Origin of the sequence: Pseudomonas sp. SLFW (assembly GCF_009905615.1) — a bacterium.
In the GTDB taxonomy this organism is placed as follows: domain Bacteria; phylum Pseudomonadota; class Gammaproteobacteria; order Pseudomonadales; family Pseudomonadaceae; genus Aquipseudomonas; species Aquipseudomonas bambusae.
Genome location: NZ_JAAAKW010000004.1, coordinates 139815 through 163948 on the forward strand (window position 1 = coordinate 139815; position 24134 = coordinate 163948).

Annotated in this window: 22 protein-coding genes; 10 read left to right on the forward strand and 12 right to left on the reverse strand. The window is 60.7% G+C overall.

The window, feature by feature from the left end; all coding sequences use genetic code 11:
* Nucleotides 1-161 precede the first annotated feature (161 nt).
* Together GVN17_RS08985 and GVN17_RS08990 are read left to right on the forward strand one after the other, a co-directional pair.
* Entirely contained in the window at nucleotides 162-533 is a 372-nt protein-coding gene (locus tag GVN17_RS08985; RefSeq protein ID WP_256665158.1) for a hypothetical protein, read from the forward strand.
* Nucleotides 534-713: 180 nt separating this feature from the next.
* Nucleotides 714-884, forward strand: a complete 171-nt coding sequence (locus GVN17_RS08990; RefSeq protein WP_166594897.1) for a hypothetical protein — start codon at nucleotides 714-716, stop codon at nucleotides 882-884.
* A 56-nt stretch (nucleotides 885-940) separates the two neighbouring features.
* Here the strand turns inward: GVN17_RS08990 and GVN17_RS08995 are convergent, their stop codons facing one another.
* On the reverse strand, nucleotides 941-1663 hold the full coding sequence (locus GVN17_RS08995; RefSeq protein WP_166594898.1) for an SDR family oxidoreductase: 723 nt from the start codon (nucleotides 1661-1663) through the stop codon (nucleotides 941-943).
* Nucleotides 1664-1831: 168 nt separating this feature from the next.
* The gene (locus GVN17_RS09000) at nucleotides 1832-3031 is read right to left on the reverse strand and encodes an MFS transporter (protein WP_166594899.1); all 1200 of its coding nucleotides are present in this window, start codon (nucleotides 3029-3031) and stop codon (nucleotides 1832-1834) included.
* Between the two features lie 235 nt (nucleotides 3032-3266).
* On the opposite strand from GVN17_RS09000, the gene GVN17_RS09005 reads away from it, so the two are divergent.
* Together GVN17_RS09005 and ligD are read left to right on the forward strand one after the other, a co-directional pair.
* The gene (locus GVN17_RS09005) at nucleotides 3267-4187 is read left to right on the forward strand and encodes a Ku protein (RefSeq protein ID WP_166594900.1); all 921 of its coding nucleotides are present in this window, start codon (nucleotides 3267-3269) and stop codon (nucleotides 4185-4187) included.
* Between the two features lie 79 nt (nucleotides 4188-4266).
* A complete protein-coding gene (gene ligD, locus GVN17_RS09010) occupies nucleotides 4267-6897 on the forward strand; it encodes a DNA ligase D (protein WP_166594901.1) in 2631 nt (876 codons plus the stop codon).
* Nucleotides 6898-6954: 57 nt separating this feature from the next.
* Here the strand turns inward: ligD and GVN17_RS09015 are convergent, their stop codons facing one another.
* A complete protein-coding gene (locus tag GVN17_RS09015; RefSeq protein ID WP_166594902.1) occupies nucleotides 6955-7872 on the reverse strand; it encodes an AraC family transcriptional regulator in 918 nt (305 codons plus the stop codon).
* A 113-nt stretch (nucleotides 7873-7985) separates the two neighbouring features.
* On the opposite strand from GVN17_RS09015, the gene GVN17_RS09020 reads away from it, so the two are divergent.
* On the forward strand, nucleotides 7986-8327 hold the full coding sequence (locus GVN17_RS09020) for a carboxymuconolactone decarboxylase family protein (protein ID WP_166594903.1): 342 nt from the start codon (nucleotides 7986-7988) through the stop codon (nucleotides 8325-8327).
* Nucleotides 8328-8450: 123 nt separating this feature from the next.
* On the opposite strand, the gene GVN17_RS09025 is transcribed toward GVN17_RS09020, so the two are convergent.
* From GVN17_RS09025 to GVN17_RS09045, 5 genes are all read right to left on the reverse strand, one after another.
* Nucleotides 8451-8819, reverse strand: a complete 369-nt coding sequence (locus GVN17_RS09025) for a hypothetical protein (protein WP_166594904.1) — start codon at nucleotides 8817-8819, stop codon at nucleotides 8451-8453.
* A complete protein-coding gene (locus tag GVN17_RS09030) occupies nucleotides 8816-9853 on the reverse strand; it encodes a hypothetical protein (protein ID WP_166594905.1) in 1038 nt (345 codons plus the stop codon). The genes GVN17_RS09025 and GVN17_RS09030 overlap by 4 nt, the downstream gene beginning before the upstream one ends.
* A gap of 161 nt (nucleotides 9854-10014) precedes the next feature.
* Entirely contained in the window at nucleotides 10015-10878 is an 864-nt protein-coding gene (locus tag GVN17_RS09035) for an SDR family NAD(P)-dependent oxidoreductase (RefSeq protein WP_166594906.1), read from the reverse strand.
* A 63-nt stretch (nucleotides 10879-10941) separates the two neighbouring features.
* Nucleotides 10942-11514 carry a TetR/AcrR family transcriptional regulator gene (locus GVN17_RS09040; protein ID WP_166594907.1) on the reverse strand — a complete coding sequence of 191 codons (573 nt, stop codon included), beginning with the start codon at nucleotides 11512-11514 and terminating at the stop codon, nucleotides 10942-10944.
* A 199-nt stretch (nucleotides 11515-11713) separates the two neighbouring features.
* Nucleotides 11714-12049: a hypothetical protein gene (locus GVN17_RS09045; protein ID WP_166594908.1), complete on the reverse strand. Its 336-nt coding sequence runs from the start codon at nucleotides 12047-12049 to the stop codon at nucleotides 11714-11716.
* 145 nt (nucleotides 12050-12194) lie between these two features.
* Here GVN17_RS09045 and GVN17_RS09050 point away from each other — a divergent pair, with 145 nt between their 5' ends.
* Nucleotides 12195-13157 (forward strand): aldo/keto reductase, encoded by a 963-nt coding sequence (locus GVN17_RS09050; protein WP_166594909.1) that lies wholly within the window; start codon nucleotides 12195-12197, stop codon nucleotides 13155-13157.
* Nucleotides 13158-13314: 157 nt separating this feature from the next.
* On the opposite strand, the gene GVN17_RS09055 is transcribed toward GVN17_RS09050, so the two are convergent.
* The 4 genes from GVN17_RS09055 to GVN17_RS09070 form a co-directional block, all read right to left on the reverse strand.
* Nucleotides 13315-14628: an MFS transporter gene (locus GVN17_RS09055; protein WP_166594910.1), complete on the reverse strand. Its 1314-nt coding sequence runs from the start codon at nucleotides 14626-14628 to the stop codon at nucleotides 13315-13317.
* A gap of 163 nt (nucleotides 14629-14791) precedes the next feature.
* Complete coding sequence (locus tag GVN17_RS09060) at nucleotides 14792-15439, reverse strand: N-carbamoylsarcosine amidohydrolase (RefSeq protein WP_166594911.1); 648 nt, start codon at nucleotides 15437-15439, stop codon at nucleotides 14792-14794.
* A gap of 168 nt (nucleotides 15440-15607) precedes the next feature.
* Entirely contained in the window at nucleotides 15608-16426 is an 819-nt protein-coding gene (locus GVN17_RS09065; protein ID WP_166594912.1) for an alpha/beta fold hydrolase, read from the reverse strand.
* A complete protein-coding gene (locus tag GVN17_RS09070) occupies nucleotides 16423-17571 on the reverse strand; it encodes an FAD-dependent monooxygenase (RefSeq protein WP_166594913.1) in 1149 nt (382 codons plus the stop codon). The genes GVN17_RS09065 and GVN17_RS09070 overlap by 4 nt, the downstream gene beginning before the upstream one ends.
* Nucleotides 17572-17927: 356 nt before the next feature.
* Between GVN17_RS09070 and GVN17_RS09075 the strand changes: the two genes are divergently transcribed.
* The 4 genes from GVN17_RS09075 to GVN17_RS09090 all read left to right on the forward strand — a co-directional run bounded on the left by GVN17_RS09075 (nucleotide 17928) and on the right by GVN17_RS09090 (nucleotide 24035).
* Nucleotides 17928-18977, forward strand: coding sequence for a 2,5-dihydroxypyridine 5,6-dioxygenase (locus GVN17_RS09075; protein ID WP_166594914.1), 1050 nt, complete (start codon nucleotides 17928-17930; stop codon nucleotides 18975-18977).
* A 227-nt stretch (nucleotides 18978-19204) separates the two neighbouring features.
* On the forward strand, nucleotides 19205-19663 hold the full coding sequence (locus GVN17_RS09080) for a MarR family winged helix-turn-helix transcriptional regulator (protein WP_166594915.1): 459 nt from the start codon (nucleotides 19205-19207) through the stop codon (nucleotides 19661-19663).
* A 294-nt stretch (nucleotides 19664-19957) separates the two neighbouring features.
* A complete protein-coding gene (locus GVN17_RS09085) occupies nucleotides 19958-20446 on the forward strand; it encodes a (2Fe-2S)-binding protein (protein WP_166594916.1) in 489 nt (162 codons plus the stop codon).
* A gap of 13 nt (nucleotides 20447-20459) precedes the next feature.
* Nucleotides 20460-24035: a molybdopterin cofactor-binding domain-containing protein gene (locus GVN17_RS09090; protein ID WP_166594917.1), complete on the forward strand. Its 3576-nt coding sequence runs from the start codon at nucleotides 20460-20462 to the stop codon at nucleotides 24033-24035.
* Nucleotides 24036-24134 lie beyond the last annotated feature (99 nt).

The following is a 24134-nucleotide window of genomic DNA, read 5'->3' on the forward strand; positions in this document are numbered from 1 at the left end:
GTCGGTAGAGCTGGCCCTTCGCGAATAAATTCGCTACCACGGGGACCGTGTCACATCAGGGGCGCGGGTGCTCAATAAATATGTACCGCACATGCTTTTCTTTATGCCGTCATCATTCGTCCTTGAGTTTTCAATGAACACTGGCGATGAGACGACATGGAATGGCCACGGCGCTAAGGAATCAGATTTTCCGGTCCCGAGCCCGTGCACTCATCAACGAAAAAATGGGCAGTGCCTTCGAGACGAGTGCGCTCGGCATCGACGGCCGACGGGTGGGATTCGAGCCTATTGATCGAGCCGCCATCACAGCCTGCGAACACTGGGAAGGCAGCACCTACCCTTGGGAGCTTGTTTCAGGTTGGAAGAAATCGGATGCAAAGGGTTTTGACCTCGCCATTTGGTACGACCAGACATTGTGCGGCTTGTGTTATGCAACCCCACGTCAAAGCCGGCTTACGATCAAAATCATTCTTCTCGAAGGAAACCCGGGAGCGAGCATCCGCTCAAAGGGCTTATTGCACCTCTCGCCTTAATGGGAGTCGACCTTTACGCGCAAATGCTGGGTTGTCGCGAGATCGAGATACAGCAGCCAGCGGCGGATGCCGTAGCGTATTACCAGGCGCTGGGATTTCAGTTTGATGAGGCCCGCCGCCTTGTCATTTCGGTAGGTGGCTCCTAACATGGCCGTCATTGAGCAGACGCAGGAGGTGTCTATGAACGCCAAAAAACGCAAAGCAAAAATGCAGCTAATGATTGAGCTGAAAGGCGAGGCACGGATGCTTGCCGATGTTTTTTCGGAGAATCAAAAGCGTTTTTTACGAGTAGGTCTTGCCCTTGGTAAAGACCTTGAGCCACCAGGCCCACTGGCTGGGCCCAGAGGTTGAATACTCAAATAAAAACCGCCGATTTCGGCGGTTTTTTTGCAGCTATCGTTGTTCGCTTAAACCCCCGCCTTACCCACCGAAGCCCCGCCATCCACGAACAACGTTTGCCCGGTGATGAACCCGCTCTGCTCTGACAGCAGGAAGGCGATCGCCGAAGCGATTTCTTCCGGTTGGCCGAAGCGGCCCATGGGCACGCCGGAGAGGTAGCGCTTTTCGCCTTCGCTGCCCGGTGGGTTGTTCTGGCGGAACAGTTCGGTTTCGGTCGGGCCGGGGGCGATGGCGTTGACGGTGATGCCCGTTTGGGCCAGTTCCAGTGCCCAAGAGCGGGTGAAGCTGATCAGCGCGGCCTTGGCGGCAGCGTAGGCCGTGCGTTGGGTGATGCCGAGCACCGTCAGGCTAGAAATGTTGACGATGCGGCCCCAACCCTGTTCGCGCATGTTCGGCAGCAGGGCCTGGGTGGCGAGGAGGGCGGAGTGAAGGTTGACGCTCATCACGGCGTCGAAGTCTTCCAGTTCGATTTCACCCAAAGGCTGTGGGCGCACCAGCCCTACGTTGTTGACCAGCCCGTCGAAGCGGTAATGCTGCGCGAGTTCGGTCAGGCCGCAGCGGGTCTGCGCCTTGTCGCTGAGGTCCAGTTCGATCAGCACGCCGGGGAAAGTCGGGTCATCGGCGTTGCGGGCGATGCCGACCACCTGATGCCCTGCGGCCGCCAGGGATTCGGACAGGGCGCGGCCAATGCCTTTGCTGGCGCCGGTGATGAGGAAGGTGCGGGAGGTCATGGAATCACTCCTTGGGAGTCGGAAAATAAGTCATGAATGGGGTGGGGATCTCTGTGGGAGCGAATTCATTCGCGAATGATCTTCCAGTCGACAGAGCGGCGTCGGCTGTACATTTTTCGCGAATGAATTCGCCCCCACAGGTCTTGCGTTCGTCGTGCTCTCAACGGTTCAGGCAGCGCGTGATCCCGCCGAGTTTTTCAAAAACATCAGCAGCGCCACCAGCGGAAACGCACTGCCCGCGATCACGATCCAGCCCCAGCCGCCGTGGTCGTAGAGCGCGCTGGCGATCACCGACCCTGTGGCGCCGCCGAGGAAAATACTCGTCATGTACAGCGCATTCAGGCGGCTGCGGCTCTTCGCATCGAGGGCATAAACGGCGCGCTGGCCGACCACCATGTTCATCTGCACGCAGAAATCCAGCACCACGCCGGTCACGGCCATACCGATGACGGCGTACGCGGGTTGCACCAGGCTGGGCAGAAAGCTCAGGGCGGCGAACAGCATCGCGAACAGACTCGCCTGACGGCTATGCCCGGCGTCCGCCAGCCGACCGGCAAAGGGCGCGGCAATGGCGCCAATCGCCCCGACCAGCGCAAACAGCGCAATCTGGCTTTGCGAGAGGCCGTGGTTGTTGGCCAGCTCCAGCGGTACGGCGGTCCAGAACAGGCTGAACGTCGCAAACATACAGGCCTGATAAAACGCCCGCTGGCGCAGCACCGGCTGCTTGACCAACAGCGTCCACAGGGACTTCAGCAACTGTCCGTAACTGGCGTTATGAGTCGGCTGATGTTTGGGAATGGTCGTGGCCAGCACGACGCTGATCAGCAGCATCATTACGGCAGCGGTACCAAACACCGCGCGCCAGCCGAAGTGGTCGGCAATCAGGCTGGACGCCGGACGGGCCAGTAGAATGCCCAACAGCAGGCCACCCATGATGCTGCCGACGACCCGTCCACGGGTTTCTTCGGGGGCGAGATGCGCGGCCAACGGAATCAGAATCTGCACCGCCACCGAGCTGAATCCCACCAGCAGCGAGGCGAGCAGGAACAGATTGGGCGTCTCGGCGAACGCAGCGCTCAACAGGCTCAGAATCGCCACCGCCGTCGTCGCCATCATCAGCTTGCGGTTTTCCAGCAAATCGCCCAGCGGCACCAGGAAAAACAGGCCCACGGCATAGCCAATCTGCGTCAGCGACACAATCAGGCTGGCCAGCGTGCTCGACAGCCCGATGTCCGGGGCAATCAGGCCAATGATCGGTTGAGCGTAATAAATGTTCGCAACGATGGCGCCGCAGCAAAACGCAAACAGCATCGCCAGCCCTTTGGTCATGGTTGCACCGAGGGCAGCGGTCTGGGACGTGGAAGTCATGGCGGGTTCTCAAAAGACGTAGCACCGATGCCGGAAACGCTCTGGCACGGGCATGGATGAAGAATGGTGAGCAGGCTAACGCTTTTCCATTGCGTTAAGAAGGTCTGTTGGATTGATATGACCTATGCCTGAAAGGAATGGTACGACGCCCCTCAAGCGTGGTTCCGTCGTCCGCCCGAAACTTTTCCCCTCGCGCCCCGGTCATTCCCTTACACACCCCTTGGGAATTAACGCGATGGCTCGGGCAATCTGGAAGGGCGCGATCAGTTTTGGGCTGGTGCACATCCCTGTGGCGCTGGTGTCGGCGACGTCGCAGCAGGGCGTGGATTTCGACTGGCTGGACAAGCGCAGCATGGACCCGGTCGGTTACAAGCGGATCAACAAGGTCACCGGCAAGGAGATGACCAAGGAAAATATCGTCAAGGGCGTGCAGTACGAGAAGGGCCGCTACGTGGTCATCAGCGAAGACGAGATTCGCGCCGCGCACCCCAAGTCGACGCAGACCATCGACATCTTCGGTTTTGTCGACAGCGCGCAGATTCCGCTGCAAAACATCGACACGCCGTACTTCCTTGCACCCGACAAGCGCGGCGAGAAGGTCTACGCTCTCTTACGGCAGACGCTGGTGGACACCGGCAAGGTCGCGCTGGCTCATGTGGTGATCCGTACCAGTCAACATCTGGCGGCAGTGATGCCGCTGGAGTCGGCGATCATTCTGGTGTTGCTGCGCTGGCCCGCTGAAGTGCGCGGGCTGGACAGTCTGGACCTGCCCAAGGAAGCCACCGACGTGAAGCTCAGCAAGAGCGAGCTGGACATGGCCAAGCGGCTGGTCAAGGACATGAGCACCGACTGGACCCCGGACGCCGAAGAATACCGTGACACGTTCCAGGACCAGATCATGACGCTGGTCGAGACCAAGGCCCGGGAAGGCAAGATTGAAGACGTGGAAACCGACGCCGGGGAGACCGAGCGCAAATCCGCTGATGTCATCGATTTGACTGAATTGCTCAAACGCAGTCTGGGCAGCCGCGGCGGTTCCGCCAAGGCCCCAGTGAAAACCAAACCTGCCAGCAAGAGCAAAACCGCAGCCGCTGATGATGTAGCCCCGGCCAAACGGCGAGCCCCTGCAAGGAAAAAGACGACCAAGGCGTCCTGAGCCCCTCTTTTGAGACGCAGCGCCTTGTGTTGAGAACTGCCCGGCGTATCGAACGCGGGGTGCAGAGGACTGATCGATCATGGCAAAACCTGTGAGTGAGTACACCCGCAAGCGCAATTTCGACATCACTTCCGAGCCCCCCGAAACCTCGGGCCGGGCTCGCAGCAGCAAAGGCAAGGCGCTGACGTTCGTCATTCACAAGCACGATGCGCGCAATCTGCATTACGACTTTCGACTGGAACTGGACGGCACGCTCAAGAGTTGGGCCGTGCCAAAAGGCCCGAGTCTGGACCCGAAAAACAAACGCCTGGCGGTGCACGTCGAAGATCACCCGCTGGGCTACGGCAGTTTCGAGGGCAGCATCCCCGAGGGGCAGTATGGCGCCGGAGACGTGATCGTCTGGGACCGGGGGATCTGGCAGCCCCACGGCGACCCTCGCGCCACCTACAAAGCCGGGAAACTGAAATTCACCCTGATCGGCGAAAAACTGACCGGCGACTGGGCCTTGGTCCGCACCCATTTGCACGGCAGTGGCGACAAGGAACAGTGGCTGTTGATCAAGGAAAAAGACGAGGCGGTGCGCTCGGCGGACGAATACGACATCGTCGCCGACAAGCCGGAAAGCGTGGTCAGTGGTGCGATGGTGGGCGAGGGACGAAGCACGGCCAAAGCCCCGAAACGCAAGGCGGCCTCGGCGCCGGTAGCCGAGAAGAAGCCAGCGGCCTCAAAACCTGCAAGTAAGAAAGCGGCAACGAAGAAATCCAGCATCCCGGACAAGCTTTCCCCTCAACTCGCCACGCTGATGGACACCCCGCCGGCGGGTGATTGGCTGTACGAGATCAAATTCGACGGCTACCGAATCATGGCCCGGATTCGCGATGGCGAGGTGCGCATGATCACCCGCAACGGCCATGACTGGACCGACCGTCTGCCGTTGCAGGCCAAGGCCATCGCCGATCTGAACCTGGGCGATGGCTGGCTCGACGGCGAAGTGGTGGTGCTCAACGACGCCGGGCTGCCGGATTTTCAGGCATTGCAGAACGCGTTCGAGATCGGCCGCAGCAAGGACATCGTGTACTACCTGTTCGACGTGCCGTTTCTCAACGGCGAAGACATCCGCGAAAAGCCCGTGGAAGAGCGCCGGGCTGCGCTGAAAAAACTGCTTGGTCGGCAAGCCAAGGGGCTGCTGCGTTTTTCCGATGCCTTCTCGGCCAACCATCGCGACATCATCGAGAGCGCGTGTTCGTTGTCCCTTGAAGGCGTGATCGGCAAACGGGCGGGGAGCGTATACCAGTCCCGCCGCAGCCCGGACTGGATCAAGCTCAAGTGCAAGTTGCGGCAGGAGTTCGTCATCGTCGGTTTCACCAAGCCCCAAGGCACGCGCAGCGGGTTTGGCGCGTTGCTGTTGGCGGTGAACGAGGAGGGCGCCGGTTTGGTGTACGCCGGGCGGGTCGGAACAGGTTTCAATCAAAAGATGCTCGACGACATGTTCGGGCAGATGAAGGCGCTTGAACAGGACGCCTCGCCTTTGGCGAAAAAACTCACCAGCGCCCAGGCCCGAGGGGTGCACTGGATCGAGCCGACGCTGGTGGGTGAGGTGGAGTTTGGTGAGTGGACCCGCGAGGGCATCATTCGGCACTCGTCCTTTATCGCCCTGCGCAGCGACAAGCCCGCGAGTGAAGTGGTCCACGAATACCCGCGCACCCCGAAAGACATCAAAGCGCCGTTCAAGCCCAAGGCCTCTAAATCAGGGGCTTCCAAGGCTGAAGAGTCGGCCTCCAAGCCTACCCGCACACGCACGGCCAAGGACAAGATCGAAGTGGCGGGCGTGATGATCAGTCACCCGGAACGCGTGATCGACAAGGAAAGCGGCTTGCACAAGATTGACCTCGCGCATTTCTACGAATCGATTTCCGACTGGATTCTGCCGCATCTCGACCATCGTCCCGTGGCGCTGCTGCGCTGTCCGGAAGGCGTCGAGGGCGAACAGTTCTTTCAGAAGCACTCTGAGCGGCTGGCGATTCCCAACATAAAACAGCTCGACCCTGAGCTCGACCCCGGTCATGCGCGGCTGATGGAAATCGACACCGTGCAGGCACTGGTCGGGGCGGCGCAAATGGGCACCATCGAACTGCACACCTGGGGTTCGACGTACGACCAGATTGAACTGCCCGATCACTTCGTCCTCGACCTCGACCCGGACACGGATCTGCCATGGCGCAGCATGGTCGAGGCGACGCAGTTGACCCTGTCGGTGCTCGACGAACTCGGGCTGGATGCGTACATCAAGACCAGCGGCGGCAAGGGCATGCACATCCTCGTGCCGCTGGCGCGCAAGGCCGATTGGGACACTGTGAAAGCCTTCGCCAAAGCGCTGGCGCAGTTCATCTCGCAGCAGTTGCCGGAACGGTTCACCGCGACGTCCGGCCCGAAGAATCGCATCGGCAAAATCTTCATCGATTACCTTCGCAACACCCGAGGCGCCAGCACCGTCGCGGCCTACTCGGTTCGCGCCCGACCTGGATTGCCGGTCTCAGTGCCCATTGCCCGGGATGAACTCACCAGCCTCAAATCCTCGGCCCAATGGAACATCGCCAACCTGCAAAAACGCCTGCGCAAGCTCAAGGCCGATCCGTGGGCGGGGTACAAGAATACCCAGCGCATTACCAAACCGATGTGGAAGCGGCTGGGGGTGAAAGCGCCGAGCTGATGCCGACCCACAGAGGGCTTGGCGTGCCATCCATTATTGCGTCGCAGGTTGACGCGTTCAGGACTCCCGGGAATCGAGACGTCGCCGCAATTGTCCCGGCGCCATCCCATAGGTGTCCTTGAACACCTTGCTGAACGCTGCTTGCGACTGATACCCCACCTGCGCGGCGATGTCGCTCAGGCCACTTTGCGACCGGCTCAACAACCCGTAGGCCATTTGCATGCGCACTTGGGTGAGCAGGGTCCAGGGCGAGCTGCCGCTGAGTTTGCCGAACGCGCGCACGAAAGTGGCGCGGGACATGCTGGCCCGTTCTGCGAGGGCGTCGACGGTCCATTCGTGGGCGGGGTCGTCGAGCATGGCTTGCCACGCGCGTCCTAAGCGTTTGTCTCCCAGTAACGCCAGGCTGCCTTCGCTTTGCGGCGACTGTTGCAGATGTGCGCGCAGCACCAAGGTGAACAGCGCCGAAGTCAGCGCGTTGACCATGAACTGGCCGCCCGGTCGATTGGCGTCCGCTTCGCTGCGCAGCAATGCCACGAGCGCGGGCAGGGGATCGCAGGCGTCCAGGGCTTGGGTCGAAATCAGCAGATAATCCGGCAGGGCAGAAAACAGCATCGAATGACGCTGATAGAGAAATCGCCCGCAAAGCAGGTCCGGCTCTGCACCGTGACCAAACCGCTGCACCGTCAACAGGCCTCCGGTCTCCAGCTGCGGTCTCGACGCGGGCACGCGTGGGCCGGGACTGATCAACAGATGGCTCATGCCATCGGGCAATACGAGGATGTCCCCCGCGACCAGCTTCAAGCGGCGGCCATCGGAGAGTTCGACCTGGCACTGCCCCGCCAGCACGATGTGATAGGGCGCAACGCCGTCCGCTTCCTGTTCGTGGTCCAGCGCCCAGTCGCCCTGAAACTGGCAGCGCAGATCGAGGCGTCCACGGACGTCGGCGAGGGTGATGAGTGTGTCGATGGCGTGCATATGCGACTTTCTGACAAAGAAATGAGCCAAACGAGCAAGTTACAAATACCTGGTTGGCGGAGACTGTGCGTGTTCCCGGCGCAGTCTAGTCGCCGCTCTCAGGAGATACCACCATGTTCAGCAATTGGCCCGACCTCGTTTCCACCATCAAGCAATCCTTTGGCTCGTTGTCCAAATCCAACCCGAAAATGGTCAAGGCCTACATGGCCCTTGGCGATGCCTCGGCGGAAAACAACGTGCTAGACGCCAAGACCCGCGAACTGATTTCACTCGCCGTGGCCATCACCACCCGCTGCGACGGTTGTCTCGGGGCTCACGCCGAAGCCGCCATTGCCGCCGGTGCGACCCGTGAAGAAGTGGCGGCCGCCGCCGCGACCGCCATCTCGCTGAATGCCGGGGCGGCGTACATCTACTCGATGCACGCGCTTGAAGCGTTTGATGCGTTGAAGAAATGAGGGGGAGCGGTCGTTCTGTAACCCTTTCGCTTGTCGATGAAAGCGTAATCGTTTCGTAGCCGTCCGGCTTGCCGGCGGTGGCGCCATTCAAATCGCCACCGCCAGCAAGCCGGACTGCTACTTTCAGATCTGCTCCAAAAACCAGTAACCAACGGCGGTCACGAGCATCAGACAACTGCTCAAGATGGGGCCCGCTGTCCAGATACGCAGGCTCAGCGGCACATCATTAACGATGTCGTGCTGTACCAAGCCTCGCCTTTCAAGCAAACCTCGCATTGTGAAGACCAGTGCTATAGCGCTCAGCCTGTTCAATCGTGCAACGGGGCCGTTACCTTTCCAGACTGACTTTGTGCTCGAAACGATAAGGCTATCCGCCAAATGCCGCTCGGCAAGCGGGAGCTTCCAATAGGCCGAGTACATCAGAAACGCCAAATTGAGCAGTGTCAGTGCGCTAATAGAAACGGCGATCCAAGCAGAATTGTCGGGGGTCATCGTTCGATGTGCTCAAACAGTTTTTCCCCAGCCTGTTCGCCGAAGTACGACCCTGCCTGGCCACCTGCGTATGCCCCTACAGAACCTCCTATTACGGCACATGCCAATGTCCCCATGCCTCCGGTTGGTATTCCTATCGCAATGCAAAAAGCCCCTGCCAAGTAGAGCCCAGCCGTACCGCCCACTGTCGCTAGCCCGATACCTACTGCTGCTTTTCCGCCCTCCACGTACTTAGCCTTGGTACATTCCTCTTCCCGCCCAGTCGAACAAGCCTCTTTGATTTCCAACGCCCCCGCGCCGACATCCAGCGCTATACCAACGTAAGCTCCGTTGCTCATCGTCCCCGCCATTTTGGAAACGCCGTTGACGTTCTTCGCATAGTCCGCAATCTCGCCAGTGTGCAAATAGCTCTTGCTCGAAATCCCAAGAATGCGCTTCATCTTTCCCTGGTTATTCAGCCCGGTCCCGAATCTTCCGATGCCTTTCAGGAGAGTCTCCATCCGGGCGAACAACGTACGGCGTTGCGCGAAAAACGGGTCATTGGTCAATGCCCCGGATCTCCACCGCTGATGCAGCGCTTCGATTTCCTTAAGCGTGCTCTCAACTTCCCTGAGGTGCTTGTTCCACGCCCCGGTGCTGGCGCCGATCCCGATCGAGCCATAGGACATGATGCTTTGGAACATGTCGAAGTTCTGGACCATGACGCCCCGCTCGGTGCCCGAGGTGCCGATCATGGACATGCGCACGTCCTGCGCCAGTTGTATCAGCTGCTTCTCTTCAGGCGTACACAGGTGTGCAGGGCCATCGCCCACGATCACGACTTCGCCGGGCATGACGACGGTGTTGTTAAGGTACGGATTGAGTTGATCGAACTTCGGGCGAGCGCCGAGGGGGATGGCGAGCAGGTGATCGCGCAGGTAGTGGTAGGACTGGGGGCGTTCGTTCACGAACGCGTAGGGTCTCGACACGGGAGTAGCCTCCTGTTTCAGCGAAATGAGGAGGCGACGATAAAGACGCGATTCGGCAAGTGTCATCAACCCACCCGCCCCAAACGGCCTGACTACAGGATTTTCGGAAAGCCCCTACACAGGGCTCTCCTTGATGATTCCTTCAGGACTCCACCGGACACTCGCGCAGTACGCCTTGGCCCACCCTGCCAGTGGCGCCGAACATCAAGACGTTCATGGCAGTGCCCTTAGTGTGGTGGCAACGGCGGCACGGGGCCGCTGGCGTCGACGTCCACCGAGGTGCTGATGGATTTCCAGCGTTCGGCGGTGTCGGCGCGGTCCGCTTCGACGGGCGTCAGGTATTTGAGCGCGTCGCTACCCAGCACCAGTCGAAGCGGCGGTTGTGGATGGGCCGCCACCTTGAGCACGATTTGGGCGACGCGGTCCGGATCGGCGTTTTCGTTGCCGGCGATTTTGCGCAGCACGCCGAACATCATGCCGACGCTGGCCTCGTAGGCAGGCATCACTGGCGTGTCATGGCCCCGAGCGCGCACGGCCCAATTGGTACGCATGCCGCCCGGCTCCAGCGTGGTCACGTGAATGCCCAAGGGTTTGACTTCGGTGGCCAGAACGTCGGAGAAACCGCCGACGGCCCATTTCGCGGATTGGTACGCGGTCATGCCCGGTGTCGCCAGACGGCCGCCCACCGACGAGATTTGAATGATGCGCCCCGCGCTTTGTTCACGCATCACCGGGACCGCAGCGCGGCAGAGGTTCACCACGCCGAAGAAGTTGGTCTCGAATTCGGTGCGGAAGGCGGCCTCTTCGGTTTGTTCGAAGGGCAGCATGTGGCCGAAACCGGCGTTGTTGACCAGCACGTCCAGTCGCCCGAACGTTTCCACTGCCTTCTGTACGGCGGCCTTGGCGGCAATGGCATCGGTCACGTCCAGTTCGAAGGGCAGGATCTGGGCGCCATAGCGTTCCACCAGATCGTCGAGGCGTTGAATATTGCGCGCAGCGGCGAGCAGCCGATCTCCCGAGGCCAGAACGGCCTCGGCGATGTTTCGACCCAGGCCGCTGGCGGCGCCGGTGATCAACCAGACGTTGGACATGGTGTAACTCCTGTTCGTGAGAGGTATGTGAGTAAGTAATCACTCATTTATTTGTCAAAAAAATCAGTCCCTTGCAATTGCATTCCAGAACGCCACAAAGCCTGCTTCGCAGTAACGCTCGGCGTGCTCAGGCTCATTGCTCATGAAATCCATGGTGGTGTCGGCCAGCGACCGCATGATCGCGGCGGCGAAAGCCGGGGGTTGGTCGCGAAAGGCGTTGCACGACGAGCCTTCGTGGAGCAGGGCGCTGATGTCGTTGAAGGCCTCGCTGCCAGTGACGCGGGTGGTGTCAGTGATGCGATCAGACATCATCAGCAACGCCATGGCCTTGCGTTTTTCAGCGTTTGCCGCGCCCCAGCCAACGTAGGTGTGCCAGGCGTGGTGCAGGCGGGATTTGACGTCTTTGTCCTTGGGATAACCGGGGATCATCGCGTCACGCAACTGGGCCTTGAGTTCGAGGTAAACCTGGTTGAGAAGGTCGTCCTTGGTCTCGAAATAATTGAACAGCGTGCCCTCGGCCACCCCCGCGCCTTTGGCGATTTTTGACGTCGGCGCCCCCAGTCCCTGCTCGGCGAATACCCGCAGGGCAGAATCGATCAGGGCGTTGCGCTTGTCTTCGCTTTTCGGGCGGGCCATGGAAACATCATGTAATGAGTGAGTAGGTGCTCATTTATACGTGCAGACATGTTTCTCCGCAAGTGGCGTCTGACTGCCCTGACGGATGGCACAGCTCGTATCGATTGCGCACGACCTGTGGGAGCGAATTCATTCGCGAAAAAAGATCAGGCGGCGGGGACGTGTCGGATGTACCCCGGTCGCTCTGTTGGCACATCAGTCACCGCGCAAACGCATGCCCATCGCCCACTTCCGCCGGGTAGAACTCGCCTTGAAGCCCCAGATCCTGCAGCCGCTGGCGCACGTCGTTTTCGACCTCCAGCACTTCTTCGGGATTGTCGATATCGTCGACCACCAGCCAGACACCGTGCATGTTCTGGTCGTGGCAGCCTTCGCTCATCATGTCGTGGGTGAAGGCCAGTTCGGAACGCCAGAGGCATAGTTCGTCTTCTTTATGCCCGCTTTCCGCCAGCGCCTGCGCTGATGTCAGCCAGACTTCCTTGTAGGGCCGCAGGTCTGCTTCAACGAGTTCTTGCAGAGTGATCACTGTCTTCATGTCGGGGCTCCAGGGTCAGTGCTTATTGTGTGACGCGCAGCGGACACAGTGCGTTCCCGCAAACCTGTCCGACCGGACGAAATGGCCATTGAACCGATGCCGACCTTGCCGGTCGATCAATCAATGTCCGATCGAGGGGCTCGCCATGAATCATTCAACGCTGTTCACCCGCAGGCGCCTGCTGACCCTCGCGGCGGGCGTCTCGGCGGCGCTGGTGTTTGACTCCGCCGCCGCAGATGCAGATTCCCTCTCACCGGCGGCAACGCCCGGCACTCAAGGAGGCCGCAAGATGCTCACTCGAAACATTCCTTCCAGTGGCGAAGCCCTGCCGATGATCGGCGTCGGCACCTATCGCGGCTTCGACGTTGCGCCAGGGAGTGATGAATACAAGGCACTGCCCCACGTCCTCGATGAGCTGTTCATGGCCGGGGGCACGGTGATCGACAGTTCCCCCATGTACGGCCGAGCCGAGCAAACCACCGGCGAACTGCTGTCGATTCATCAGCCGCGTTCCCCGGCGTTTCTTGCCACCAAGGTGTGGACCCGTGGGAAGCGGGAGGGCATCGCGCAGATGGAGGACTCCTTTCGCCTGTTGCAGACCGACCGCATCGACCTGATGCAAATCCACAACCTGCTGGACTGGAAAACCCACCTGCCGACCTTGCGTGAGTGGAAACAGAAGGGTCGCATTCGCTACATCGGCATCACCCACTACACCTCGTCGGCCTATGACGAAGTGGAAGCAGTGCTCAAGGCTGAACAGCTGGATTTTCTGCAGATCAATTACGCGCTGGACGACCGGGCGGTGGAGGCGCGGCTGTTGCCGTTGTGTCGCGAGCGTGGGGTGGCGGTCATCTGCAATCGACCGTTTGGCGGGGGTGGGTTGCTCGGGCGTCTGAAAGACAAGCCACTGCCCGGCTGGGCGGGGGAAGTGCAGGCGACCAGTTGGGCGCAACTGGCGCTGAAGTTTCTGATCTCCCACCCCGCCGTCACCTGCGCCATTCCTGGGACGGGCAATCCCAAGTACATGAAGGACAACGCGGGCGCAGCGATGGGGCCGTTGTTGACCGATGCGCAGCGGCAGCAGTTGATCGCGTTGATGGGGTGAGGGAATGAGGCAGCGTTGACATGGGTATCTGTTGACATGAATACCTGTCGGAGCGAATTCATTCGCGAGGCGCCCGATCAAACGCTACATCTCTTTCGTCTGATCAATCGCTGTCCCGAATGAATTCGGTCCCACAGGTGGAATGGGGCGCCGCTTTCTATCGATTCACCAACTTCGCTGGCAGTGCCACCACCAGCAGGCTGCTGAGAATCAGGCACCCGGCAAAGAACCACAACGCCCCCGCGCTGCTGCCGGTGACGTCGATGGCGATGCCCATCATCGAGTTGCTCACCAGTCCCGCGATGTTCGCCAGCGAGCAGGCCAGTGCAAAGCCGGTCGCGGCAGCGCGGCCTTTGAGGAAGGTCGCGGGCAGGCTGAAGAACACCGGCACCGCACCGATGATCGCTGCCGAGGCAATCGCGAACAGCACCACCGTCGCCACGACGTTATGGGTGAAGAACGGGCTGGCCGCCATGGCCACGGCGCCGATCCAGAAGGGCACGATGATGTGCCAGCGACGCTCACGACGGCGGTCGGAACTGGCACCGATCATCAGCATGCCGATCAGCGCCGCAACGCTGGGCAGTGCCGTCAAGACGCCGATGTGGAAGGTGTCGGTGACCCCGGCGTTTTTGATGAAGGTCGGCATCCAGAAACCCATGGCGTACGCGCTGAGCAGGATCGAGAAGTCGATGCCGCCGAGCATCCACACTTTCAGGTTGAAGAAGCCGTCACGGAAGCTGTGCTTGCTGTCCTTGCCCTCGGCATCGTCCAGCCGCAGCTCGCCTTCGAGCAATGCCTGCTCGGTGGTGTTCAGCCATTTGGCGTCTTTCGGGCCGTTCGGCAAGGCCCAGAAGGTCAGCACGCCGAGCAACATGCTCGGGATGCCTTCGATCAGGAACAGCCACTGCCAGCCGCGCAGCCCGGCGGACTGATCGAAATGCCCCATGATCCAGCCCGACAGCGGCCCGCCGATGACGCTGGACAGCGGCAGGCCGATCATGAATAGCGCGATGATGCGGCCGCGACGGTAGGTCGGGAACCACGTGGTCAGGTAGAACAGCACCCCTGGCAAAAAGCCCGCTTCGGCGGCACCGAGGAAGAAACGCAGGACATAAAACTGCATCGGTGTACTGACGAACAGGGTGCACACCGACAGCGCGCCCCAGGTGATCATGATCCGGGCGATCCAGATCTTCGCCCCGACTTTCTCCAGCACCAGATTGCTCGGCACTTCAAAGAGGATATAGCCGACGAAAAACAGCCCGGCGCCGAGGCCGAACGCCGTTTCGCTGAAGTGCAGTTGGTCGAGCATCTGCAATTTGGCGAAGCCGATGTTGATGCGGTCCAGGTAGGCAGCCAGGTAGCAGAAACACAGGAACGGAATGAGCTTCCAAGTGATCTTGTGGTACAGCGCTTTGATCGGGTCCGCAGCGTCTGTCGCGGCGGTTTCTACATTCGCAGAGGGCATGGGTGTCTCCTGGCGTCGTTAGTTGCGAGCGGCAAGCTTGCAAGCTGCAAGAGAAGAGCAAGGTTGCGTCGCGCCTAAGCTCTAGCTTCTAGCTTCTAGCTTCTAGCTTCTAGCTTCTAGCTTCTAGCTTGTACTTTGCAGCTTGTAGCTTGTAGCTCGTAGCTCATAGCTCCCGGCGTGTAGCTCGAAACTGCTCCATCGCCGCGTGTTTGCTGACGACGTCGCCGTACTTGCTGTCGATGTCGAACAGGTTGGCTTCATGGGGATCGGGGTGGCGGTCGCCGACGCATTCGCGCACGACGATGGTCCTGAACCCGTGCTGCACGGCGTCCACGGCGGTCGCCCGGATGCAGCCGCTGGTGGAACAGCCGGCCAGCACCACGGTGTCGATGCCCTGGGCGTGCAGCATCGATGCCAGCGAAGTGCCGAAAAACGAACTGGCGTATTGCTTGCTGATCACCACTTCCTCGGGCAACGGCAATACTTCTTCGCAGAACGCCGCGAGGGGGTTGCCCTCGACCATGTCCTTCATCACCGGCGCTTTTTTCACCCACATGCCGCCGTCGGCGAAATGCGTCGGGTGGTAGCGGATGTTGGTGTGCACCACCGGGATGTCATGCTGCCGGGCACTGGCCAGCAGCTGTACGCTCTCGGCCACGGCGCTGACCACGCCGGGCGCAAACAGCGGTGCGCCGGGCTGGGTGTAGCCCTGCATGAAGTCGATCATCAGCAAGGCCGGTTTCTTCCCGAAGCCGATGCGATTGCCCCAGACGCCCTGATAGTTGGCGTCGGCGCTTTGGTGGTTGCTCATTGTGTTCTCCTTGGGAAGCACGGCTTCGAAAAGTGGCATCCGGTCTGAAGTCTGATACAGATCCTGTAGGAGTGAGCTTGCTCGCGATGCGTTGAATCAGTCGCTTCAACGGTGCCTGACAAATCTCAATCGCGAGCAAGCTCACTCCTACAGAGGGGGCGCATGGCGCTAAGCCAATGGCGCACCCAGAAAATCCCCAAACGCCGCAAAGAACCCCGGCAGATTGTCCCACGGGATCATGTGCCCGGCGTCTTCCACCCGTGCAATCTGAATCGTCGGTTGCAGCTGTCGGATTTCGGCTTCGTCTTCTGCCTGAATCACGCCGCCGCGCGTCGCGACGAGGAGCAGGGCAGGGACCGGCAGGTTCGGCAGGTCCTGGTGGAAATCTTCGTCATGGAAATCGTTGAAGGCGCGGACGATGGCCGGCTCAAAGCAGGTGTGCAGCCATTCCGCACGGAGCTGCAATTGCTCGTCGGTCCAGGTCGCGCAGAAGGCGCGCATATCGTCGGCGGTCATGCCGCGTTGCGACTGGCGGATCGAATCGACGTACCACGGCAGTTTCGACGGGTATTCGCGACGCCCTGGACCGGACACCGGCGGGTCGATCAGCACCAGGCTTTTCAGGCCTTTCGGCTTGCGCACCGACGTCCGCGCCGCGAAACGCGCCCCCATGGAATGCCCCACCAAGTGATAGCTGTCGATGCTCATCGCGGCGGCAAAGGCGCTGATGTCGTCGGCGCAGGTGTCGACGCTGTAATCCAGGTCGGGACCGGTGGACGACAAACCGCGACCGCGGGCGTCCAGCACGTAGGTGTCGAACGACTGACCGAAGCGTTCCGCGACGAAACCCCACGTGATTGCCGGACTGGTGATGCCCGGAATCAGGATCAGCGCGGGTTTGCCCGCGTGTTTCGTGCCGCCGTAGCGCAGGTAATGCTGACGAATACCGTTGGCCTGGACGTTACCGCCGTGAATGAACGTGCTCACGCGATCACCCCCGATTTCAGTTCCTGACCATAGAGGTCGTAACCGTAGACCCAGGCCGGGTCTTCTTGAGTGCGCAGCCAGGTGTTGGCGTTGGACACGGCCTGTACGCGAGAGGCGCGTTCCTTGCGGTTGGCCTCGTAGAGTTCGAAGGCGGTGCGGTAGTCGCTCACACCGGTTTCTTGCAGGCAACGGGTCAGCATCGCGGCGTCTTCAATCGCCATGCCCGCGCCTTGGGCCATGTGCGGCTTCATCGGATGGCAGGCATCGCCCAGCAGCACCAGGCGCCCACGACTCCACAGCGGCAGCGGGTTGCGGTTGAGCAGCGGCCACTTGGTGACGCTCTCGGTGGACTCGATCAGCGCCTGCACGGTGGGGTGATAGCCAGCGAAGGCTTCGTACATTTCGGCCTGGCTGCTGTCGACGAAGTTGCCGTCAAATTCCCACGCAGGGTGGGGCACGCCGGTGACGTAGTAGTACTCGTCGCGTTTGCCGGTGGTGTGGTAGACCATCATGTGACGGTCCTCGCTCCACCATTTCACGCAGTTCTCGAAGTCCAGGTTGTATTTGGTCAACACGTCGCTGCGGATCAACGCGCGGTGAGCGACCCAGCCGCTGTACAGCGGTTTTTCATGGCCCAGCAATTCTTCGCGGATTTTCGAGTTGATGCCGTCGGCGCCAATCACGATGTCGGCATCGGCATGGGTGCCGTCGGCGAAGTTCAGGCGCACGCCGTTGTCGCGCTCTTCAAGGGTGGTCAGGCATTTGCTGAAATGCACGCTGCCCGGCGCCAGGGTCGACATCTGCAACGCGTGCAAGTCACCACGGTGCACGGTGATGTAGGCCGCGCCATATTCCTTGCGTGAGAATTCACCCAGTGCGATGCGCGACAGGTAGTCGCCGGTGGCGCCATCCCGGCTGAACCAGAAATCCGGGTGCGAACCCATGTCGCTCAGCGGCTGCTCGATGCCCATGCGGCGGAAAATCTTCATGATATTCGGGCCCATATGAATCCCCGCACCAATGCGGGAAAACTCCGGCGCTTGCTCATAAACATCGACGTGAAAGCCTGCTTGTTGCAGCAGAGTGGCGGCGGCTGCCCCACCCAGACCGGCTCCGACGATGGCGATTTTTTGCGTAATAGGCATGGCGCGCTTTCCTTCGTGTTTCGTGAATCCTGGATGAGTGACAGGCGATTGATGGTTGTCGCCGTGTTGCGTTTTTAAAGTGTATACGCTCAATTTTTGAAATGTGAATAGCTATTTCAAAAAATCTCATGCGACGTCGCAAACAGGCATGTCACTGTTTGTAACCCAACAATTACGGGGCTTGTGTACATGGGTAACGATGTGGCGTGTCTATTGCAGACTGCATCCATTTGATGTCTTATCGCTTTTAATTAGTGTGTACGCTTTAAAAAATGCACTAGTCTGAAGCGTGATGCCTTTCAATGGTGCATGCAGGCCGCGTGGGCACACCCAGCCGAATGCCGAGGAGACGAGAGATGCCGGTTAGCGATTGCGAATTGACCCAGATGTTCGAACACGTGCTGAAACTGTCGAAAGTCGACGCCACTCAGAGCGTTGCGGTGCTCAAGAGTCACTACTCCGATCAGCGCACGGTGCGGGCTGCGATGGATGCCGCACAGCGCCTGGGCGCCAAGGTGTACGCGGTGGAATTGCCGTCGTTCAATCACCCCAAGGCCATGGGCAACGACATGACCGCGTACTGCGGCGACACGGCGCTGACCGGCAATATCGCCGCGCAACGGGCGCTGGAGGCGGCGGACCTGATCGTCGACACGATGATGCTGCTGCACTCGCCAGAGCAGGAGCAGATTCTCAAGACCGGAACACGGATTCTGCTGGCGGTAGAGCCACCGGAAGTGCTGGCGCGCATGCTGCCAACGCTGGCTGACAAGGAGCGGGTGCTGGCGGCTGAGCAGGTGCTGAAAGGCGCGCGGTCGATCCATGTGAAATCCCGTGCAGGCAGCGATTTCCGGGCGCAACTGGGGCAATACCCTTCAGTCACCGAGTACGGATTCGCCGATGAGCCGGGGCGTTGGGACCACTGGCCGAGCGGCTTTCTGTTCTCGTGGCCGAACGAAGAAACCGCCGAAGGCACGCTGGTCATCGACGTGGGCGACATCGTGCTGCCGTTCAAGACCTACTCTCGCGAGCAGATCACTCTGGAGATCGAGAAAGGCTTTATCACCCGGATTCACGGCGGGTTCGAGGCCGAATACCTGCGTGATTACATGAAGTATTTCAACGACCCGGAGGTGTACGGCATTTCCCACATCGGCTGGGGTTTGCAGCCGCGCGCGCAGTGGACGGCCATGGGTCTGCACGACAAGAACGACGGCATGTGCATGGACGCGCGGGCGTTCTACGGCAACTTCCTGTTTTCCACTGGCCCGAACACTGAAGTGGGCGGCAAGCGCAAGACGCCGTGTCACCTGGATATTCCGCTGCGTCATTGCGACATTTATCTGGATGATCTGGCCGTGGTGTTGGGTGGGGATGTGGTGGCGCCGGAGGCCTCGAAGGCCTGACATATACCGTTTAAGATCCGGTCACCGAACCCTGTGGGAGCGAATTCATTCTGGCGGCATTCCGACGATTGGCCAGTACATGCGGCGCATCTCCGTCGCTTGCACCACCGTATCGCGAATACATTCGCTCCCACAGTTTCGAGCCGGGTGGGTCATGAGACTCCCCTTAAACTGCCGCAACCGTTAATGTACCCACCATTCTCAATAGCCCGCCGAACGAGTCATCCGTGTCCACTGACAACCCCTCCAACAACGATCAGTCCTACACCTTTTCCGAACAGGTCGGCCATTTGCTGCGCAAGGCTTACCAGCGGCATCTGGCGATATTTCAGCAGAACGTCGGCGACTCGCAGCTGACGGCGGTGCAGTTCGTCACCCTCTGTGCACTCCGGGACCACGGCCCCAGTTCGCAGACCGAGCTGGTTAAAGCCACGGCGGTGGATCAGGCGACCATTCGCGGCATCGTCGACCGGCTCAAGGCCCGCGACCTCATCAGCCTCGATCCAGACCCGCAGGACCGCCGCAAAGTCATCTGCAGCCTCACCGACAGCGGCCTCCAGTTGGTGCAGGAAACCGTTCCCCGCGCGGCGCAGATCAGTGAAATCACCCTCGGCAAACTCAACCCCGCCGAGCGCGTGGCCGTTTTGTTCTTGCTGCGCAAGCTCATTGATGAGCCGGACGAATAAACCTTCCCGTGAATCGCCACCTGTAGGAGCGTGGCTTGTCCCGCGATCGGCTGCGTAGCAGTCGCAAAACCTCACGATCAAATTTTTCTGGATGATCGCATGCGCTGGTTCTGCTGCCGCTTCGCGCCAGATCGCGGGACAAGCCACGCTCCTACCGTTGGGGATCTTCATTCCAGCAGAACAACTCTTGTTTCTTACTTCCATTTCCTCACTGGCACGCTTCCTGCTCTCTGTTCATGAAGTAACTACTTCACCAAAAGGCCGAGACACTCGGTAACAGATAGGGAAGGCGAGATGAGCGAGCCGCGAGTGGCGGGAGAGAAGACCGTGACCTTTCAGGTCAACGGTCAGGTGACATCCGTCACGGCGATGGCGGACACCCCGCTGTTGTTGATCCTGCGTAATGACCTGCGCCTCAACGGCCCGAAATACGGCTGCGGTCTGGGGGAATGCGGCGCGTGTACGGTGATCGTCGACGGGGTTGCAGCGCGTTCCTGCGTGTTCCCGCTCGCCGGGGCTGAGGGGCGGGACATCACCACCCTGGAAGGCATAGGCTCCCGCGAGTGCCCGCATCCGGTGCAGCAGGCGTTCATCGACGAGCAGGCCGCGCAGTGCGGCTACTGCATGAACGGCATGATCATGACCGCCAAAGCCTTGCTCGACCGCCATCCGCACCCGACCGAAGCGCAGGTTCGCAACGAACTGTCGGCCAACCTCTGCCGCTGTGGCACCCACATTGAAATTCTTCGCGCGGTCATGCGGGCCGCCCGTCATTCGCTTTGAACGGGACCTTGCCATGACCCAGACCACACACACCCGCGATTCCTTCCTGGCCAAAAACGGCGTCCTGCTCGTCGTCGATGACATCCTGCCGCCGTCCGGTCCTGTTGCCAAAGGCGGCACGCCGACGGTCAAGCCCAAGGAGCTAGGGCTGTTCATTGCCATCGATCAAAACGACACGGTCTACGCCTTCAATGGTCACGTCGACCTCGGCACCGGCATCCGCACGTCGCTGGCGCAAATCGTTGCCGAAGAACTCGACCTGCGCATGGATCAGGTGAACATGATCCTCGGCGACACCGAACGGGCGCCGAACCAGGGCGCGACCATCGCCAGTGCCACGTTGCAAATCTCCGCGATCCCGCTGCGCAACGCCGCTGCCGAAGCTCGCCGTTATCTGTTGAATGCTGCGGCGGAGCGTTGGGGCATCGAGGCGGAAACGCTGGTCATCGAGCACGGCATCATCAAAAGCCAGGACGGTCGCAGCACGCGCTTCGGTGAGCTGCTGACCGATCAGCATGTCGAGCTGCGCATTTCCGGAAACGCACCGCTCAAGCGCCTCGAAGACTACAAGCTGGTGGGCACCGTCGCACCGCGAGTGGACATTCCGGGCAAGGCCACCGGGGAATTGACCTACGTTCACGACATGCGTCTGCCGGACATGCTTCACGGTCGTGTCGTACGCCCGCCCTACGCCGGGTACGACACTGGCGAATTCGTCGGCACCAGTCTGTTGGGCGTGGATGAATCGTCCATCGCCCATATCCCCGGCATCGTGCGCGTGGTGGTGATCGGGGATTTCATCGGCATCGTGGCGATGCGCGAAGAACAGGCCGCGAAAGCCGCCAAGGAATTGAAGGTCAGTTGGAAGCCCTGGCAGCATCAATTGCCTGACATGAGCGATATCGAACAGGCGATTCGCGACAACCCCAAGGTGCAGCGGGTGGTACTGGACAAGGGCAACGTCGATGAAGCGCTGAGCAACGCCAGCGAACGAATGACCCGCACTTATCTGTGGCCTTACCAGATTCATGGCTCCATCGGACCCTCTTGTGGGCTGGCGGACTACCACGACGAAGGCATCAGGATCTGGTCAGGCACGCAAAACCCGCACATGCTGCGCGCCGACATCGCCTGGCTGCTGGAGTACCCGGAAGAAAACATCGAGATCATTCGCATGGAGGCGGCAGGCTGTTATGGCCGCAATTGCGCCGACGACGTGTGTGCCGACGCGGTGTTGCTGTCGAAAGCGGTCGGCCTGCCGGTGCGCGTGCAACTGACCCGCGAGCAGGAGCACGCGTGGGAGCCCAAGGGCACGGCACAGTTGATGGAAGTGGACGGCGGTCTCACGCCCAAGGGCGAGATTGCCGGGTACGATTTCACCACCAGCTACCCGTCCAACAATTCGCCGACCCTCGCGCTGCTGCTGACCGGGCGTGTGGAACCGGTGCCGGTGATGTTCGAAATGGGCGACCGCACCTCGATCCCGCCCTACGACATCGAGCACATGCGGGTGACCATCAACGACATGGCGCCCATCGTTCGGGCGTCGTGGATGCGCGGGGTGTCGGCGCTGCCCAACACCTTCGCTCACGAATCCTACATCGACGAACTGGCGTTCGCGGCGGGCGTTGATCCCGTGGAGTATCGCCTGCGCTATTTGCACGACGACCGAGCCTCGGATCTGATCAAAGCCACGGCCGCTCGCGCCGACTGGTCGCCGCGCACCCAACCCAAGCAAACCCCCGAAGAAGACGGCGTGCTGCGCGGGCGTGGATTCGCCTACGCCCGGTACATCCACAGCAAGTTTCCCGGCTTTGGCGCAGCGTGGGCGGCGTGGGTCGCGGACGTGGCAGTGGACAAGCACACCGGCGATGTCTCGGTGACGCGGGTGGTCATCGGCCATGACGCCGGGACGATGGTCAACCCGGCGGGGGTGCAGCATCAGATTCACGGCAACGTCATTCAATCCACCAGCCGCGTGCTCAAGGAGCGGGTGACCTTCGAAGAATCGACCATCGCCAGCAAGGAGTGGGGGGGTTATCCAATCCTGACCTTCCCGGAGGTGCCCAAGGTCGACGTGATGATGATGCCGCGCCAGGCCGAGCCACCCATGGGCGCCGGGGAGTCGGCCTCCGTGCCGAGCGCGGCAGCCATCGCCAATGCCATCTACGACGCCACCGGCATTCGTTTCCGTGAGTTGCCGATCACCGCCGAGCGCGTACTGGCGGCGTTGAAAACCGCAGGCGACGACGCCAACAGCCATCCGCCGGAGTCGCCGAAAGCCAAACGCTCGAAATGGCTGTTCGGCTCGTTGTTCGCCGCGTTCGGGGCCGTGCTGGGTGTTGCGGCAACCGCGTTACCCTGGCGGGCCGAGATCGCGCCCATTGCTCCACCCAGTGCGGGCACCTGGTCCGCCGCGACGCTGGAGCGAGGTCGTTTGCTGGCGTCAGCGGGGGATTGTGCGGTCTGTCACACGGCCCCCGGTGGCGTGAAAAACGCGGGCGGCCTGGCGATGCAAACCCCGTTCGGCACCTTATACAGCAGCAACATCACGCCCGATCCGGAAACGGGCATCGGCAACTGGTCGTATCCGGCGTTCGAACGGGCGATGCGCGACGGCATCAGTCGCGATGGCAAACACCTATATCCGGCATTTCCCTACACGGCGTTCCGAAACATCGACGATGCGGACATGCAGGCGTTGTATGCGTACCTGATGTCGCAACCCCCGGTCAAACAAGTCCAGCCCGCTAATAACATGCAGTTTCCGTTCAACATGCGCCCGTTGATGGCGGGCTGGAACGCGCTGTTTCTGCGCAAGGGGGAGGTGCAAGCGAAGCCCGAACAGAGTGCTCAATGGAATCGCGGACAGTATCTGGTCAACGGGTTGGGGCACTGCGCCGCCTGCCATTCACCGCGCAACGTGATGGGCGCGGAGAAGGGCGGGGCCTCGTTTCTGGCGGGGGGCATGGTCGATGGCTGGGAAGCACCGGCCCTCAACAGCCTGTCGAAATCGCCGACGCCATGGACCGAAGACCAATTGTTCAATTACCTGAGCACCGGCTATTCCGACGCCCACGGTGTGGCGGCGGGACCGATGGGGCCGGTGGTCTCGGAGCTGGCAAAACTGCCGAAGACCGACGTGCGGGCAATGGCGGTGTACCTGGCGTCGCTGAACGGGTCGGTTGAGGCATCGACGGCTACGGTTTCAGCGCCTGCACCGTTTCCGCAGCCGAGTGTTTCGGCCCTGGCGCTGAGCAATGGTCAGCGGGTATTCGAGGGATCATGTCAGGGCTGTCACGCCGATGGTCTGGGGCCAAAGTTGTTTGGTGTCAGCCCTTCGCTGGCGAGCAACACCAACGTCCACAGTGCGCTGCCGGACAATCTGATCAAGGTGATTCAGCAGGGGATTTCCAGCCCTGCGACGCCGGATCTGGGTTACATGCCGGGGTTCAAGGACAGTTTGAGCGACACGCAGATCAGTGATCTCGCAGCCTATCTGCGCAGCCGATTCGCGCCGAACGAACCGCAGTGGACGGGATTGCAGGAGAAAGTGGCGTATCTCAAGGCCAATCCCGGAAGCCATTGAATCCACACCTCCTGTAGGAGTGAGCTTGCTCGCGACAGCGATGTATCTGTAACGACGATTTCGCCTGATACATCCTTATCGCGAGCAAGCTCACTCCTA

Coding starts and splice junctions, on each gene's coding strand:
- GVN17_RS09020 (WP_166594903.1), top strand. CDS start 7,986: ATGTTCAGCAATTGGCCCGACCTCGTTTCCACCATCAAGCAATCCTTT.
- GVN17_RS09035 (WP_166594906.1), bottom strand. CDS start 10,878: ATGTCCAACGTCTGGTTGATCACCGGCGCCGCCAGCGGCCTGGGTCGA.
- GVN17_RS09055 (WP_166594910.1), bottom strand. CDS start 14,628: ATGCCCTCTGCGAATGTAGAAACCGCCGCGACAGACGCTGCGGACCCG.
- ligD (WP_166594901.1), top strand. CDS start 4,267: ATGGCAAAACCTGTGAGTGAGTACACCCGCAAGCGCAATTTCGACATC.
- GVN17_RS09075 (WP_166594914.1), top strand. CDS start 17,928: ATGCCGGTTAGCGATTGCGAATTGACCCAGATGTTCGAACACGTGCTG.
- GVN17_RS09090 (WP_166594917.1), top strand. CDS start 20,460: ATGACCCAGACCACACACACCCGCGATTCCTTCCTGGCCAAAAACGGC.
- GVN17_RS09085 (WP_166594916.1), top strand. CDS start 19,958: ATGAGCGAGCCGCGAGTGGCGGGAGAGAAGACCGTGACCTTTCAGGTC.
- GVN17_RS08990 (WP_166594897.1), top strand. CDS start 714: ATGAACGCCAAAAAACGCAAAGCAAAAATGCAGCTAATGATTGAGCTG.
- GVN17_RS09060 (WP_166594911.1), bottom strand. CDS start 15,439: ATGAGCAACCACCAAAGCGCCGACGCCAACTATCAGGGCGTCTGGGGC.
- GVN17_RS09015 (WP_166594902.1), bottom strand. CDS start 7,872: ATGCACGCCATCGACACACTCATCACCCTCGCCGACGTCCGTGGACGC.
- GVN17_RS09045 (WP_166594908.1), bottom strand. CDS start 12,049: ATGAAGACAGTGATCACTCTGCAAGAACTCGTTGAAGCAGACCTGCGG.
- GVN17_RS09000 (WP_166594899.1), bottom strand. CDS start 3,031: ATGACTTCCACGTCCCAGACCGCTGCCCTCGGTGCAACCATGACCAAA.
- GVN17_RS08985 (WP_256665158.1), top strand. CDS start 162: ATGGCCACGGCGCTAAGGAATCAGATTTTCCGGTCCCGAGCCCGTGCA.
- GVN17_RS09005 (WP_166594900.1), top strand. CDS start 3,267: ATGGCTCGGGCAATCTGGAAGGGCGCGATCAGTTTTGGGCTGGTGCAC.
- GVN17_RS08995 (WP_166594898.1), bottom strand. CDS start 1,663: ATGACCTCCCGCACCTTCCTCATCACCGGCGCCAGCAAAGGCATTGGC.
- GVN17_RS09025 (WP_166594904.1), bottom strand. CDS start 8,819: ATGACCCCCGACAATTCTGCTTGGATCGCCGTTTCTATTAGCGCACTG.
- GVN17_RS09040 (WP_166594907.1), bottom strand. CDS start 11,514: ATGGCCCGCCCGAAAAGCGAAGACAAGCGCAACGCCCTGATCGATTCT.
- GVN17_RS09050 (WP_166594909.1), top strand. CDS start 12,195: ATGAATCATTCAACGCTGTTCACCCGCAGGCGCCTGCTGACCCTCGCG.
- GVN17_RS09030 (WP_166594905.1), bottom strand. CDS start 9,853: ATGACACTTGCCGAATCGCGTCTTTATCGTCGCCTCCTCATTTCGCTG.
- GVN17_RS09070 (WP_166594913.1), bottom strand. CDS start 17,571: ATGCCTATTACGCAAAAAATCGCCATCGTCGGAGCCGGTCTGGGTGGG.